Source organism: Pseudomonas sp. B16(2017) (assembly GCF_002113205.1).
Taxonomy (GTDB): Bacteria; Pseudomonadota; Gammaproteobacteria; order Pseudomonadales; family Pseudomonadaceae; genus Aquipseudomonas; species Aquipseudomonas pharyngis.
Genome location: NZ_NEKA01000009.1, coordinates 157328 through 171111, shown reverse-complemented (window position 1 = coordinate 171111; position 13784 = coordinate 157328). Strand labels below are relative to the sequence as shown.

General features: G+C 61.6%; 14 protein-coding genes. 11 read left to right on the top strand and 3 right to left on the bottom strand.

What is annotated here, in order from left to right; all coding sequences use genetic code 11:
- Window positions 1-198: 198 nt before the first annotated feature.
- The 9 genes from CAG25_RS17545 (at window position 199) to pdeM (ending at window position 10646) form a co-directional block, all read left to right on the top strand.
- Window positions 199-1233: a ligase-associated DNA damage response exonuclease gene (locus tag CAG25_RS17545; RefSeq protein ID WP_085612351.1), complete on the top strand. Its 1035-nt coding sequence runs from the start codon at window positions 199-201 to the stop codon at window positions 1231-1233.
- Window positions 1230-2918: an ATP-dependent DNA ligase gene (locus CAG25_RS17540; protein WP_085612350.1), complete on the top strand. Its 1689-nt coding sequence runs from the start codon at window positions 1230-1232 to the stop codon at window positions 2916-2918. The genes CAG25_RS17545 and CAG25_RS17540 overlap by 4 nt, the downstream gene beginning before the upstream one ends.
- A gap of 342 nt (window positions 2919-3260) precedes the next feature.
- Window positions 3261-4043: a transporter substrate-binding domain-containing protein gene (locus CAG25_RS17535; RefSeq protein WP_011332769.1), complete on the top strand. Its 783-nt coding sequence runs from the start codon at window positions 3261-3263 to the stop codon at window positions 4041-4043.
- A 56-nt stretch (window positions 4044-4099) separates the two neighbouring features.
- Entirely contained in the window at window positions 4100-4828 is a 729-nt protein-coding gene (locus tag CAG25_RS17530) for an ABC transporter permease (RefSeq protein WP_064593908.1), read from the top strand.
- Window positions 4825-5535, top strand: coding sequence for an ABC transporter permease (locus CAG25_RS17525; RefSeq protein ID WP_085612349.1), 711 nt, complete (start codon window positions 4825-4827; stop codon window positions 5533-5535). The genes CAG25_RS17530 and CAG25_RS17525 overlap by 4 nt, the downstream gene beginning before the upstream one ends.
- Window positions 5536-5547: 12 nt before the next feature.
- Entirely contained in the window at window positions 5548-6666 is a 1119-nt protein-coding gene (locus tag CAG25_RS17520) for a succinylglutamate desuccinylase/aspartoacylase family protein (RefSeq protein WP_085612348.1), read from the top strand.
- 13 nt (window positions 6667-6679) lie between these two features.
- On the top strand, window positions 6680-7444 hold the full coding sequence (locus CAG25_RS17515; protein ID WP_039771333.1) for an ABC transporter ATP-binding protein: 765 nt from the start codon (window positions 6680-6682) through the stop codon (window positions 7442-7444).
- Window positions 7445-7503: 59 nt separating this feature from the next.
- Window positions 7504-9990, top strand: a complete 2487-nt coding sequence (locus CAG25_RS17510) for a ligase-associated DNA damage response DEXH box helicase (protein WP_085612347.1) — start codon at window positions 7504-7506, stop codon at window positions 9988-9990.
- A complete protein-coding gene (pdeM, locus tag CAG25_RS17505; RefSeq protein ID WP_085612346.1) occupies window positions 9990-10646 on the top strand; it encodes a ligase-associated DNA damage response endonuclease PdeM in 657 nt (218 codons plus the stop codon). Before CAG25_RS17510 ends, pdeM begins: the two co-directional genes overlap by 1 nt.
- Window positions 10647-10685: 39 nt before the next feature.
- Here the strand turns inward: pdeM and CAG25_RS17500 are convergent, their stop codons facing one another.
- Both CAG25_RS17500 and dcd read right to left on the bottom strand, forming a co-directional pair.
- A complete protein-coding gene (locus CAG25_RS17500; protein WP_085612345.1) occupies window positions 10686-10895 on the bottom strand; it encodes a hypothetical protein in 210 nt (69 codons plus the stop codon).
- A 106-nt stretch (window positions 10896-11001) separates the two neighbouring features.
- The gene (gene dcd / locus CAG25_RS17495; protein ID WP_007954988.1) at window positions 11002-11568 is read right to left on the bottom strand and encodes a dCTP deaminase; all 567 of its coding nucleotides are present in this window, start codon (window positions 11566-11568) and stop codon (window positions 11002-11004) included.
- Window positions 11569-11920: 352 nt separating this feature from the next.
- Between dcd and CAG25_RS17490 the strand changes: the two genes are divergently transcribed.
- Complete coding sequence (locus tag CAG25_RS17490; protein ID WP_002554837.1) at window positions 11921-12130, top strand: cold-shock protein; 210 nt, start codon at window positions 11921-11923, stop codon at window positions 12128-12130.
- Window positions 12131-12248: 118 nt separating this feature from the next.
- Here the strand turns inward: CAG25_RS17490 and CAG25_RS17485 are convergent, their stop codons facing one another.
- Window positions 12249-13256 carry a DUF481 domain-containing protein gene (locus CAG25_RS17485; RefSeq protein ID WP_074691375.1) on the bottom strand — a complete coding sequence of 336 codons (1008 nt, stop codon included), beginning with the start codon at window positions 13254-13256 and terminating at the stop codon, window positions 12249-12251.
- Between the two features lie 177 nt (window positions 13257-13433).
- Here CAG25_RS17485 and CAG25_RS17480 point away from each other — a divergent pair, with 177 nt between their 5' ends.
- Complete coding sequence (locus CAG25_RS17480; protein ID WP_011332761.1) at window positions 13434-13775, top strand: MGMT family protein; 342 nt, start codon at window positions 13434-13436, stop codon at window positions 13773-13775.
- Window positions 13776-13784 lie beyond the last annotated feature (9 nt).

Below are 13784 nucleotides of genomic sequence, written 5' to 3'. Positions count from 1 at the left end.
CCCCCCCACAGTCTCGATCGTTCCCACGCTCTGCGTGGGAATGCAGCCCGTGACGCTCCGCGTCACTGGACGCAGAGCGTCCCTTGAGGCATTCCACGCAGAGCGTGGGAACGATCATGCGACAGTTCAGAAAATCAATAGAACTTCTGACTTCGCGCCAACCTCATAGCTAACAAGTCCCTCCATTCCGGTAATGCCATGGACCTTGTTATCGCCCGCCCCGAAGGCCTCTACTGCCCTGCCGGGGATTTCTACATTGACCCGTGGCGGCCCGTCGAGCGTTCGGTAATCACCCATGCCCACGGCGACCACGCCCGTGGCGGCAATCAGCATTACCTGGCCGCCAGCGCCGGCGAAGGGATTTTGCGTGCGCGTCTGGGCGCGGACATCAACTTGCAAACCCTCGACTACGGCCAGCGCCTGACCCACCACGGCGTCACCCTGAGCTTTCATCCCGCCGGTCATGTGCTCGGCTCGGCCCAGGTGCGGCTGGAATACGGCGGCGAAGTCTGGGTCGCGTCAGGCGATTACAAGATCGAACCCGATGGCACCTGCGCGCCGTTCGAACCGGTGCGCTGCCACACCTTCATCACCGAATCGACCTTCGGCCTGCCGATCTACCGCTGGCAGCCGCAGGCGCAGGTGTTCGCCGAAATCAATCAGTGGTGGCAGGCCAACATCGAGGCCGGCAAGGCCAGCGTGCTGTTCTGCTATTCGTTCGGCAAAGCCCAGCGGATTCTCCACGGCATCGACGAAACCCTCGGGCCGATCCTCAGTCACGGTGCGGTGGAGCCGCTGAACCGCGTGTACCGCGAGGCAGGCGTCTACCTGCCGCCAACCATCTACGCCGGCGATGTGAAGAAGAACGACCCGATGATGCGCCAGGCGCTGGTCATCGCCCCGCCGTCGGCCGGCGGCAGCAGCTGGATGCGCCGGTTCGGCGATTACAGCGACAGCTTCGCCAGCGGCTGGATGCGCCTGCGCGGCACCCGTCGGCGGCGCGGCGTGGATCGCGGTTTCGTACTCTCGGATCACGCCGACTGGCCCGGCCTGTTGTGGGCCATCGAACAGACCGGCGCCGAGCGGGTGATGGTCACCCACGGCTCGATTGGCGTGCTGGTGCGGCATCTGCGTGAAAAAGGGCTGGACGCACAAGGTTTCAACACCGAATACGGTGACGATGAAGAAGAGCTTTCCAGCGCCACGCCTGCGATGGCCGAGGTGCAACCATGAAAGACTTCGCCGGGTTATACGCCGAACTCGACGCCACCACCTCGAGCAACGCCAAACTGGCGGCGATGCAAACCTACTTCGCCCAGGCGCAACCACAAGATGCCGCCTGGGCCGTGTACTTTTTGTCCGGCGGGCGGCCACGGCAACTGGTTCCGGTGAGAGTTCTGCGCGAACTCGCTGTTGAAACGTCCGGGCTTGAGCCATGGCTGTTCGAGGAGAGCTATCAAGCGGTCGGCGATCTGGCGGAAACCATTTCGCTGGTGCTGCCGGAACACCCGCACACGTCGCAGGCCGGGCTCGCCGAATGGATCGAAGACAAACTGCTGCCCCTGCGCGGTGAAACCCCGGAATACCTCGCCCACCAATTGCCCGCTCTGTGGGCGCAACTGGATCGGCCGAGCCTGATGCTGTGCATCAAACTGATCACCGGCAGCTTCCGGGTCGGCGTGTCCAAATTGCTGGTGACCCGCGCTCTGGCTTCCATGGCCGGGCTCGACAGCAAACGCGTGGCGCAACGGCTGGTGGGTTACACCGACCTGTCGAACCGGCCGAACGCCGCCGCTTACCTGAAACTGATCGCCCCCGAATCCAGCGACGAGCACGCCCAGCGCGGCGGCCAGCCCTACCCGTTCTTCCTCGCCCATGCGCTGGCGCAACCGGTTGAAACCTTCGACGCCCTGCTCGGGCCGCCGAGCAACTGGCAGGTGGAATGGAAGTGGGACGGCATTCGCGCACAGGTGGTCAAGCGTGACGGGAAACTGTGGGTCTGGTCGCGCGGCGAGGAATTGGTCACCGAGCGTTTTCCCGAATTCGACACGCTGCTGCACGGTTTACCCGACGGCACGGTGTTCGACGGCGAGATCGTAGTCTGGAAGAACAACCGCCCGGTCACCGAAGACGCGTTCGATCCGCAGTCGACAGAAGCCCCGGCGGTGCAACCCTTCGCACTGTTGCAACAACGGATCGGCCGCAAGTCACTGGACCGCAAAATCCTCGAAGACGCGCCGGTGGTGATACTCGCCTACGACCTGCTCGAATGGCAGGGCGAAGACTGGCGCAACCAGCCCCAGGTCAGGCGTCGCGAGCAACTGGAGCAGGTCATCGCCCGCTGCAACAACCCGGTGCTGCTGCCGTCGCCGACCCTGACCGGTGACGACTGGTTCGATCTCGCCCGCCAGCGTGAAGCCTCCCGGCGCCTGGGGGTCGAAGGCATGATGCTCAAGGCCCGGGACGCGATGTACGGCGTCGGCCGCACCAAGGACATGGGCGTGTGGTGGAAATGGAAGGTCGACCCGTTCAGCGTCGACGCGGTGCTGATCTACGCCCAGCGCGGACACGGTCGCCGCGCCAGCCTTTACAGTGATTACACCTTTGCGGTGTGGGACGGCCCGCCTGGTTCCAGTGCCCGGGCGCTGGTGCCCTTCGCCAAGGCCTATTCCGGGCTGACCGACGCGGAAATGCGCGAAGTCGACAGCATCGTGCGCAAGACCACAGTCGAAAAATTCGGCCCGGTCAGCAGCGTCAAGCCGAGTCTGGTGTTCGAACTGGGTTTCGAAGGCATCGCCCTCTCCCGCCGACACAAGAGCGGCATCGCCGTGCGCTTCCCGCGCATGTTGCGCTGGCGCCAGGACAAAACCGTGGACGAGGCCGACAGCCTGGCGACCTTGCAAGACCTGTTGGTCTGATCCCTTCCCCCACGCCTCCCCGATCGTTCCCACGTCGAAGCGTCGAACCGTCCGCGTGGGAATGCAGCCGGGACGCTCCGCGTCCCATCCAGCGCCGGACGCAGAGCGTCCATTGAGGCATTCCCACGCAGAGCATGGGAACAATCACGCCCATAAACAGTGCAACTGATTCTCCGTGCCCGTTTTCGTGCACTGACCGGCCCCGGCATGCACTTGCTACACCTTTTAAAACACTTGTTCGGGACTCTGGTTCGGAAATTGCTACTTTCTATAAGTCGTAAGCGCTCCAGTAACAATCATTCCGCGCCACAAGCGCTCATATTGGTTCTTAGGGATTGAATAATGAAAAAAGCATTGCTGACCCTTTCTGCACTGGCGTTGTGCATGGCCGCCGGCTCCGCGCTGGCCAAGGAATACAAAGAACTGCGGTTTGGCGTTGACCCTTCCTACGCACCGTTCGAATCGAAAGCGGCAGACGGCAGCCTGGTTGGCTTCGACATCGATCTGGGCAACGCGATCTGCGCCGAGCTGAAGGTCAAGTGCAAATGGGTCGAAAGCGACTTCGACGGCATGATTCCGGGCCTCAAGGCCAATAAATTCGACGGCGTGATCTCGTCGATGACCGTTACCGAAGCCCGTGAAAAAGTCATCGACTTCTCCAGCGAGCTGTTCTCCGGCCCGACGGCCTACGTGTCGAAAAAAGGTTCGGGTATCACCGACGACGTCGCTTCCCTGAAAGGCAAAACCGTCGGCTACGAACAAGGCACCATCCAGGAAGCCTATGCCAAAGCCGTGCTGGACAAGGCCGGTGTGAAAACCCAGGCCTATCAGAACCAGGACCAGGTGTATTCCGACCTGACTTCCGGCCGTCTCGATGCGGGCATTCAGGACATGTTGCAGGCCGAACTGGGCTTTCTGAAGTCGCCGCAGGGCGCCGATTATGAAGTCAGCAAGCCGGTCGACAACCACTTGCTGCCAGCCAAGACCGCTGTCGGTATTAAGAAAGGTAACACCGAGCTGAAAGCGCTTTTGGATAAAGGTATCAAAGCGTTACACGATGATGGCAAATACGCCGAGATTCAAAAGAAACACTTTGGCGATCTGAATCTGTACAGCGGCAAATAATGCCCCGGCGCCCATCCTCGATGGGCGCCTTTTTCATTCAGTCAGGTTGCTGATTTATGTTCGAAAACCTCTTACAAAATCTGGGGCTCTCCGCCTTCAGCCTCAAGGGTTTTGGCCCTTTGCTGTTGGAGGGCACCTGGATGACCATCAAATTGTCGGCGTTGTCGCTGCTGGTGGCCGTGTTGCTCGGCCTGCTCGGCGCCAGCGCCAAGCTGTCAAAAGTCAAACTGCTGCGCCTGCCCGCCCAGCTCTACACCACGCTGATTCGCGGGGTGCCGGACCTGGTGCTGATGCTGCTGATCTTCTACAGCCTGCAAACCTGGCTGACGACGCTCACCGATTACCTGGAATGGGAATACATCGAGATCGACCCGTTCAGCGCCGGGGTCCTGACCCTGGGCTTCATTTACGGCGCGTACTTCACTGAAACCTTTCGCGGGGCGATTCTCGCCGTGCCGCGCGGTCAGGTCGAAGCCGCCACCGCCTATGGTCTCAAGCGTGGCCAGCGCTTTCGCTTCGTGGTATTTCCGCAAATGATGCGCTTCGCCCTGCCGGGCATCGGCAACAACTGGATGGTGATGCTCAAGGCCACCGCGCTGGTTTCGATCATCGGCCTGGCCGATCTGGTCAAGGCCGCGCAGGATGCCGGCAAGAGCACCTATCAACTGTTTTACTTCCTGGTCCTCGCCGCGTTGATCTACCTGCTGATCACCAGTGCCTCGAATTTCATCCTGCGCTGGCTCGAACGCCGTTACGCCGCCGGTGCCCGGGAGGCCGTACGATGATCGAACTCCTGCAGGAATACTGGAAAGCCTTCCTTTATACCGACGGTCAGAACATCACTGGCCTTGCGATGACGATGTGGCTGCTCAGCGCCTCGATCTTCTTCGGTTTCATCGTGTCGATTCCGCTGTCGATTGCCCGTGTTTCCTCGCACTTCTACATTCGCTGGCCGGTGCAGTTCTACACCTACCTGTTCCGTGGCACGCCGCTCTATATCCAGCTGCTGATCTGCTACACCGGGATCTACAGCCTGGCCGCCGTGCGCGCGCAGCCGCTGCTCGACAGTTTCTTTCGCGATGCGATGAACTGCACGATCCTGGCCTTCGCCCTCAACACCTGCGCCTACACCACGGAGATTTTCGCCGGGGCGATCCGCAGCATGAACCACGGCGAAGTCGAAGCGGCCAAGGCCTACGGCCTGACCGGCTGGAAGTTGTATGCCTACGTGATCATGCCGTCGGCGCTGCGCCGTTCGTTGCCGTACTACAGCAACGAAGTGATCCTGATGCTGCATTCGACCACCGTGGCCTTCACCGCGACCATCCCCGACATCCTGAAAGTCGCGCGGGACGCCAACTCGGCGACCTTCCTGACCTTCCAGTCGTTCGGCATCGCCGCGCTGATCTACCTGACCATCACCTTTGCGCTGGTCGGCCTGTTCCGCCTTGCCGAACGCCGATGGCTGGCGTTCCTCGGCCCGACCCACTAGGACCCTTTAGAGATGCGTCATCAGATACACGACCTGCTGACCCCGCTGCCGGGGACCGCACGACAGATCCACAGCTTTCACTTCGGCCCGGACAAGGCCCAGGGCAAGATCTACATCCAGTCCTCGCTGCACGCCGACGAACTGCCCGGCATGCTCGTGGCCTGGCACCTCAAGCAGCGTCTGGCGGAGCTGGAAGCCGCCGGCCGCCTGCGCAGCGAAATCGTGCTGGTGCCGGTAGCCAACCCGGTCGGCCTCGAACAGGTGCTGATGGACGTGCCGCTGGGCCGCTACGAGCTGGAGAGCGGGCAGAACTTCAACCGCTGGTTCGTCGACCTCAGCGAAGAAATCGGCAACGAAATCGAAGCGCAACTGAGCGATGAGCCGCAGCGCAACCTCGAGCTGATCCGCGCCAGCCTGCGCAACGCCCTCGCCCGCCACACCGCCACGACTCAGCTGCAATCCCAGCGCCTGACCCTGCAACGGCTGGCCTGCGATGCGGACATGGTGCTCGACCTGCACTGCGATTTCGAGTCCGTGGTTCACCTCTACACCACGCCCGAGGCCTGGCCGCAGGTCGAGCCGCTGGCGCGCTATATCGAATCCCAGGCGAGCCTGCTGGCCACCGACTCCGGCGGCCAGTCGTTCGACGAGTGCTTCACCCTGCTGTGGTGGCAATTGAAGGAGCGCTTCGGCGAACACTTCGAGATACCGCTGGGCAGTTTCTCGGTCACCGTCGAGCTGCGCGGTCAGGGGGATGTCACCCATCCGCTGGCCAGTCGCGATTGCCAGGCGCTGATCGATTACCTGATCCACTTCGGCGCCATTGTCGGCGAACCCAAAGCCTTGCCGGCCCTGCCACATCCGGCCACACCGCTGGCCGGTGTGGAACCGGTGGCCACTCCTGTCGGCGGGCTGCTGGTCTTCAGCGCCACGCCCGGCCAGTTTCTGGAAGCCGGGCAGAAAATCGCCGAAATCATCGACCCGATCAACGACCGGGTTACGCCAGTCCATTGCACCGCTTCCGGTCTGCTCTATGCCCGCTCGCTGCGGCGCATGGCCACCGCCGGGATGGTGATCGCCCACGTCGCGGGCGCCGAAGCCTATCGCAGCGGCTATCTACTTTCGCCTTGAGGATGCCTGTCCCATGTACAAATTGACCGTTGAAGGCCTGCACAAAAGCTATGGCGACCATCAGGTGCTCAAAGGCGTGTCGCTCAAGGCCAGGACCGGCGACGTGATCAGCCTGATCGGCGCCAGCGGCTCGGGCAAAAGCACCTTTTTGCGCTGCATCAACTTTCTCGAACAACCCAACGACGGCGCGATGAGCCTCGACGGCCAGGCGATCCGCATGGTCACCGACCGCCACGGCATGCACGTCGCCGACGCCGATGAACTGCAACGCCTGCGCACGCGGCTGGCGATGGTGTTCCAGCATTTCAACCTGTGGAGCCACATGACCGTGCTGGAAAACATCACCATGGCCCCGCGCCGGGTGCTGGGTTGCAGCAAGCAGGAAGCCGACGACCGCGCGCGACGTTATCTGGAAAAAGTCGGTCTGCCGGCACGGGTGGCCGATCAGTACCCGGCGTTTCTCTCCGGCGGTCAGCAACAGCGCGTGGCCATCGCCCGGGCTCTGGCGATGGAGCCGGAAGTCATGCTGTTCGACGAACCGACCTCGGCGCTCGATCCGGAGCTGGTCGGCGAAGTGCTCAAGGTGATTCAGGGCCTGGCCGAGGAAGGCCGGACCATGATCATGGTCACCCACGAAATGAGCTTTGCGCGCAAGGTGTCGAGCCAGGTGCTGTTCCTGCATCAAGGGCTGGTGGAGGAAGAAGGCGCGCCGGAAGAGGTGCTGGGCAATCCGAAGAGCGAACGCCTGAAGCAATTTCTCAGCGGCAATCTCAAGTAAAACTATTGCCCGGTCGGCGCGGTCATTGAAGGAACATCTTCAGAGCACACGTCGCCGGCATGGGCACTTCCACCGACTTCGCCAAACACTGGTTCAGCGCCCGCGACTGGAAGCCGTTCGCCTTTCAGAAACAGGTGTGGGCCGCGGTCAAACGTGGCGAGTCCGGCCTGCTGCACGCCAGCACCGGTGCCGGTAAAACCTACGCGGTGTGGTTTGCCGCGCTCAATCGCTTTGCCCGCTCCGGGCCTGTTGCTGAAACCACCCGTAAACGCAAGCCGCCCGCCGAACCGCTGACCGTGTTGTGGATCACCCCGATGCGGGCGCTGGCCGCCGACACCGCGCGCGCCCTGCAAGCGCCGCTGGACGACCTGCAGATTCCCTGGAGCGTCGGCCTGCGCACCGGCGACACCGGCAGCAGCGAGCGCGCCCGGCAGAACCGACGCCTGCCCACCACGCTGATCACCACCCCGGAGAGCCTGACCCTGATGCTCGCCCGGGCGGACGCACAAACGGCGCTGTCGACGCTACGCATGGTCGTGGTGGATGAGTGGCACGAATTGCTCGGCAACAAGCGCGGCGTGCAATTGCAACTGGCCCTCGCCCGCCTGCGGCGCTGGCACCCGGGGCTGATCGTCTGGGGCGTTTCCGCAACGCTCGGCAATCAGTCCCACGCCGAACAGGTGCTGATCCCACAGGGCGGTGGCGTCAGTATTCAGGGGCAAAGCGAAAAGTCGCTCAAGGTCGACACGCTGCTCCCACCGGCGATCGAACGCTTTCCCTGGGCCGGGCACATCGGTCTGAAGATGTTGCCGCAGGTGGTCGCCGAACTGGACGTTTGCGCCAGCAGCCTGGTGTTCACCAACACCCGGGCGCAATCGGAAATCTGGTATCAGGCCTTGCTGGAAGCGCGGCCGGACTGGGCCGGATTGATCGCCCTGCACCACAGCTCGCTGTCCCGTGACACTCGCGACTGGGTCGAACAAGCGCTGAAGAACGGCCAACTCAAAGCCGTGGTCTGCACTTCCAGTCTGGATCTGGGGGTGGATTTCCTGCCGGTGGAGCGGGTGCTGCAGATTGGCTCCGCCAAAGGCGTGGCGCGGCTGATGCAGCGTGCCGGACGTTCGGGGCATGCGCCCGGCAGAACGTCGCGGGTCACCCTGGTGCCGACCCACAGCCTGGAGCTGATCGAAGCTGCAGCCGCCGGCGATGCCGTAGCGCAGCGGCGGATCGAACCGCGACTGTCCCCGCACAAACCGCTGGATGTGCTGGTGCAGCATCTGGTCAGCATGGCCCTGGGCGGTGGCTTTGTTCCCGATGAGCTGTACGAAGAAGTCCGTGGTGCCTGGGCCTATCGTGACCTGACGCTCGCGGACTGGGCCTGGGCGCTGGCGTTCGTACGCCACGGCGGGATGTCGCTGACGGCGTATCCGGATTACCGCCGGGTCGAGCCGGATGAACACGGGATCTGGCGCGTCCCCGACGCCCGCCTGGCGCGCCGTCATCGGATGAGCATCGGCACCATCGTCAGCGATGCCAGCATTCATCTGAAGTTCTGGAGCAAGGGCGGTGGCGGCAAACAACTGGGCAGCGTTGAAGAAGGCTTTATCGCACGCCTCAAACCCGGCGATGGGTTTCTGTTCGCCGGTCGCTTGCTGGAGCTGGTGCGGGTGGAAAACATGACCGCCTATGTCAAACGCAGCACGGCGAAAAAAGCCGCGGTGCCGCGCTGGAACGGCGGGCGCATGCCGCTCTCCAATGAATTGGCCGAAGCGGTGGTCAGCCGTTTCAGCGCGGCGGCGCACGGTGAGTTTGCCGGACCGGAAATGCAGGCATTGCAACCGTTGCTGCAAACGCAGATGCGCTGGTCAGGCCTGCCGACCGTCAACAATCTGCTGGCCGAAGTGTTGAAATCCCGCGAAGGCTGGCACCTTTTCCTCTATCCGTTTGCCGGACGTCAGGTGCATCTGGGGCTGGCCAGCCTGCTGGCGTGGCGGGTCAGTCAGCGCGTGCCTGTGACCTTCTCGATTGCGGTCAACGATTACGGACTGGAATTGCTCAGCGCCACGCCCATCGACTGGTCCTCGCAACTGGATCGCGCCCTGCTCAGTCCCGAGGGTTTGTTGAGGGATGTGCTGGCCAGCCTCAACGCAGGCGAACTGGCGCTGCGCAGGTTTCGGGAAATTGCGCGGATTGCCGGACTGGTGTTTGCCGGCTATCCCGGTGCGCCAAAAAGCACTCGTCAGGTCCAGGCTTCCAGCGGGCTGTTCTTCGAAGTGTTCAAACAATACGACGCCGACAATCTGCTGTTGGCGCAGGCTGGGGAAGAAGTCCTGCGGGAAGAACTGGATATTCGTCGACTGGAACAGACACTGGAGCGAATCAACCGGATGAAACTCGATATGCACTTGATCAAACGTCCGACACCGCTCGGCTTTCCATTGCTGGTGGAACGCATGCGCGAAAGCATGAGCTCGGAAAAACTCGCTGACCGGATCCGGCGTATGGTCGGCGATCTGGAGAACACCGCCGACAAGGGTCAATCCTGATGAACGCGCCTTACCCCGTGCGTCTGGCAGGCGAAGACCTCTGGTTGCTGCCGGAAAAGGCGCTGTACTGGCCGGCGCAGCAGACGCTGCTGATTGCCGATGTGCATTTCGGCAAAGCGGCCGCTTATCGTCGCCTGGGACAGCCGGTGCCGCAGGGCACTACGACCAGCAACATTGCCGTGATCGAGCAGTTGCTGGCGAAACTGCCATGTCGGCAATTGATCTTTCTTGGGGACTTTCTGCACGGGCCCGGCTCCCACGCCACGGGCACCTTGAACGAATTGGCTCGGTGGCGCGAACGGCATAAGGATCTGCCCATCACGCTGATTCGCGGCAATCATGACAAGCGGGCGGGCGATCCACCGCAGTCGCTGAATATCCGGGTGGTGCCGGAGCCCATGCTGCTGGGCCCCTTCTCGCTGCAGCACGAGCCGGATCCGCACCCTGAACGGCATGTCCTCGCAGGGCACATACACCCGGTTTATCGATTGATCGGCAAGGGGCGCCAGCGTTTGCGGCTGGCGTGTTTCAGGCTGGGGGAACGCATCAGCCTGTTGCCGGCGTTCGGCGCCTTCACCGGCGGTTATCCGGTAGAGAAGGAAGACAGCAGTCGGATCTTCGTCATTGGCGACAACGAAATATGGCCCGTCGGCTGACGTCCTGTTCAGGATTCAGCCGACGGGCCATACGTTCAATCAGGCGACGGGCGCGGGGGGCGGTTTGTCCGGCAACGTAGGTTCGCCGGGCTCGGTCGGTTCTTCGTTGGGGGTATCGGGATCGGGCTGGTGAGGGATTCCGCCGGCCGTGGTGATGGGGGGGGGTGCCAACAACGACCAGGCCATTACGCCAACCTGATTGGGCTCGAGCCTTGCCAGTTCGGCAGTGATTTGCGGATCGATCTTCATGGAGCACTCCTCGGCGAAGGCCCGTCCCGCTGTTCGCGAAACGGGCAGTACACCCCATAGAGTGTCTACCCGCCGAAGAATTCCCGGTAACTGCCGGATGGACGGATCAGGTGCGCGGCAGGGTCACGCCACGCTGGCCCTGGTACTTGCCCGCACGGTCCTTGTAGGAGACTTCGCATTCCTCGTCGGATTCGAGGAACAGCATCTGCGCCACGCCTTCGTTGGCGTAGATCTTCGCCGGCAGGTTGGTGGTGTTGGAGAACTCCAGGGTCACCTGGCCTTCCCACTCGGGTTCGAGCGGAGTGACGTTGACGATGATGCCGCAGCGAGCGTAGGTGCTCTTGCCCAGGCAGATGGTCAGGACGTTGCGTGGAATACGGAAGTATTCAACGGTCGTGGCCAGGGCGAAGGAGTTCGGCGGAATGATGCAGACGTCGCTGTGGACATCAACGAAGCTGCCGGCGTCGAAGTTTTTTGGATCGACGATGGCCGAATTGATGTTGGTGAACACCTTGAAATGATTGGTGCAACGCACATCGTAGCCGTAGCTCGACACACCGTAGGAGATCACACGGCTGTCGTCGCTGCCACGTACCTGACGCTCGACGAACGGCTCGATCATGCCGTGTTCCTGCGCCATGCGGCGAATCCACTTGTCCGATTTGATGCTCATGGCGGGTGTCCTGAATAGCGAGGTGGAAAAATCTGTCCGGCATCTTACCGGGCGCGCCGCCGGGTTCAAAGTGCGGGGTGCAATTCTCGCCGAACGTGCGGGATTTACGCGGCTTCGCGACGAACCGTCACACCGTCGATCCCTAAAACAGAGAAACCTTCGCAAGAAGCATTGGCACGTTCCGGAAAAAGGGTTAAGGTGGCGCCACTGTGCTGCTTGTGTCACTGAGAATCTCTACACGATATGTTGAATTTCGATCCAACCATCTACAAGAATTTTTCCTGCTCTTTGCACTCAGTCTCGGCCAGGGTTCTTCCTGAGTCGCAGTTATCTTTGTTCAAGGAGTTACACCATGTCTAATCGCCAAACCGGTACCGTTAAGTGGTTCAACGATGAAAAAGGCTTCGGCTTCATCACTCCACAATCCGGTGACGACCTGTTCGTTCACTTCAAAGCTATCCAATCCGACGGCTTCAAAAGCCTGAAAGAAGGCCAACAGGTTTCTTTCATCGCTACCCGCGGTCAGAAAGGCATGCAAGCTGAAGAAGTACAAGTTATCTAACTTGTAGCTTCTTTAGAAAAAGGCCCCGCCCTCAAAAGCGGGGCTTTTTTGTGGGCGTCTGTTTTTCCGGGCGCAAAAAAAGATCGCAGCCCGTGAAGGCTGCGATCTTTTGCGTTGCTTACCAGGCCACGCCGAAACCGGCGGTGTAGCGGGTCTTGCTCAGGTCCGCATCCTCGGTGCCGCTGATGATGTCGCGTTCGGCCTTGAGGTTGAGCGAGGCCCACTCGGTGACTTTGTAGCGCAGGCCCATTTCCGCATCCAGCGCATAATCGGCTACGCCGGAGAGTGGCTTGCCGACTTCGCCATTGGTGAAGAACTCGACCTTCTTGCCGATCAGGTAGCGGTTGTAGTCCCACTTCATGGCGACCGAATAGAAGTTGTCCTTGCTGCCATCGCGGTACTCGTAATCGGTTCGGTTGAGCAGCGAACCCAGGGAGAACGCTCCCAGCTCGTCATCCCAGAACTGGTAACCCGGGCCGGTACCCACCACGCGCTGGCGCGCCAGCTCTTCGATGTGATCGCGCTTGTAGTTCAACCGCCCCTGCCAGAACCATTGATCAGTGAGGAAGCGGTCGAGCGAGTACTCGGCGCGCCAGTTGTCGGTGGTGGTCACGTCGTCCTGCACTTCGCGGTTGTATTCGCCCTCGGCGATATGGCGCCAGCGGCCGTGACGAGCAGTGGTCTTGAAGCCGACATCGTAGTCGTCGGTATCTTTCTCGGCGCGCTGGTAGTCGAGCGCCAGATCGACGTTGCCCTTCCACACCAGATCCTCGACCACCGGCTTCGGCTTGAGAATCTGCTGAATGCTCGCCAGCTCCACGGTTTTCGGCGCCTCGCCGTTGGCCAATGTGACCTTGCCCTCTTCGGCAGCACTCAGGGACTTGGCCTTCTCGCCGTTGTAGGCGTCCTGCTTGACCAGCAATTCCTGATCGCTCTCCAGGGTCTTGACCTGCTTCCAGTCGATGGTGACGGCCCCGGCGTACTGGGTCTGGACCAGCAACTTGCCGCCGTCGAACAGCGTGATTTTACCGCTCAGCTTGTCACCGTTCTTCAACCAGACGGTGTCGGCAAGCAAAGGTGTGGACGCACTGAAGACAGCAAGGCACAGCAGGGTTCTGGACAACATAAGCGAATCGAAGACTCAAGTTTGCGAAAAAAGGGTCGGCATTATCCGTAGGAATAATTCCCTGACAAGGAGTGACCCGGCTAATTCTGTTGAGTTCATTTCTCAATTGCCCATCCACCGATTACGCTTAAGCACATAACGCGATCAAGTTCAGGAACCGCGCACGTGACAGACCCGATGCATGCCTGCGAAAACGATCCGCAAATCCGACGCACGGCACTCTATTCCACCCTCGCCCAAGTGCCTGAGGGCAAAGTCGTCAGCTATGGTCAGTTGGCCGAACTGGCGGGGTTGGGGCGCGCCGCCCGCTGGGTCGGTCGGACCCTGAGCCAATTGCCCGGCGACACCAAACTGCCCTGGCACCGCGTGCTCGGCGCCGGCGGTCGGATCAGCCTGCCGGCGGGCAGCCCGTCCGGGGACGAACAGCGGGCGCGATTGCGTATGGAAGGCATCACCGTCCTGAACAATCGTGTGGATATTCGGCGCCATGGCTGGCGTCCGGTAGAGCACAGCGGTTAGAGTGCGCGC

Excerpts from the sequence above, each read along its gene's own strand:
- CAG25_RS17545 (WP_085612351.1), top strand. The coding sequence starts at position 199 with ATGGACCTTGTTATCGCCCGCCCCGAAGGCCTCTACTGCCCTGCCGGG.
- CAG25_RS17540 (WP_085612350.1), top strand. The coding sequence starts at position 1,230 with ATGAAAGACTTCGCCGGGTTATACGCCGAACTCGACGCCACCACCTCG.
- CAG25_RS17535 (WP_011332769.1), top strand. The coding sequence starts at position 3,261 with ATGAAAAAAGCATTGCTGACCCTTTCTGCACTGGCGTTGTGCATGGCC.
- CAG25_RS17530 (WP_064593908.1), top strand. The coding sequence starts at position 4,100 with ATGTTCGAAAACCTCTTACAAAATCTGGGGCTCTCCGCCTTCAGCCTC.
- CAG25_RS17525 (WP_085612349.1), top strand. The coding sequence starts at position 4,825 with ATGATCGAACTCCTGCAGGAATACTGGAAAGCCTTCCTTTATACCGAC.
- CAG25_RS17520 (WP_085612348.1), top strand. The coding sequence starts at position 5,548 with ATGCGTCATCAGATACACGACCTGCTGACCCCGCTGCCGGGGACCGCA.
- CAG25_RS17515 (WP_039771333.1), top strand. The coding sequence starts at position 6,680 with ATGTACAAATTGACCGTTGAAGGCCTGCACAAAAGCTATGGCGACCAT.
- CAG25_RS17510 (WP_085612347.1), top strand. The coding sequence starts at position 7,504 with ATGGGCACTTCCACCGACTTCGCCAAACACTGGTTCAGCGCCCGCGAC.
- pdeM (WP_085612346.1), top strand. The coding sequence starts at position 9,990 with ATGAACGCGCCTTACCCCGTGCGTCTGGCAGGCGAAGACCTCTGGTTG.
- CAG25_RS17500 (WP_085612345.1), bottom strand. The coding sequence starts at position 10,895 with ATGAAGATCGATCCGCAAATCACTGCCGAACTGGCAAGGCTCGAGCCC.
- dcd (WP_007954988.1), bottom strand. The coding sequence starts at position 11,568 with ATGAGCATCAAATCGGACAAGTGGATTCGCCGCATGGCGCAGGAACAC.
- CAG25_RS17490 (WP_002554837.1), top strand. The coding sequence starts at position 11,921 with ATGTCTAATCGCCAAACCGGTACCGTTAAGTGGTTCAACGATGAAAAA.
- CAG25_RS17485 (WP_074691375.1), bottom strand. The coding sequence starts at position 13,256 with ATGTTGTCCAGAACCCTGCTGTGCCTTGCTGTCTTCAGTGCGTCCACA.
- CAG25_RS17480 (WP_011332761.1), top strand. The coding sequence starts at position 13,434 with ATGCATGCCTGCGAAAACGATCCGCAAATCCGACGCACGGCACTCTAT.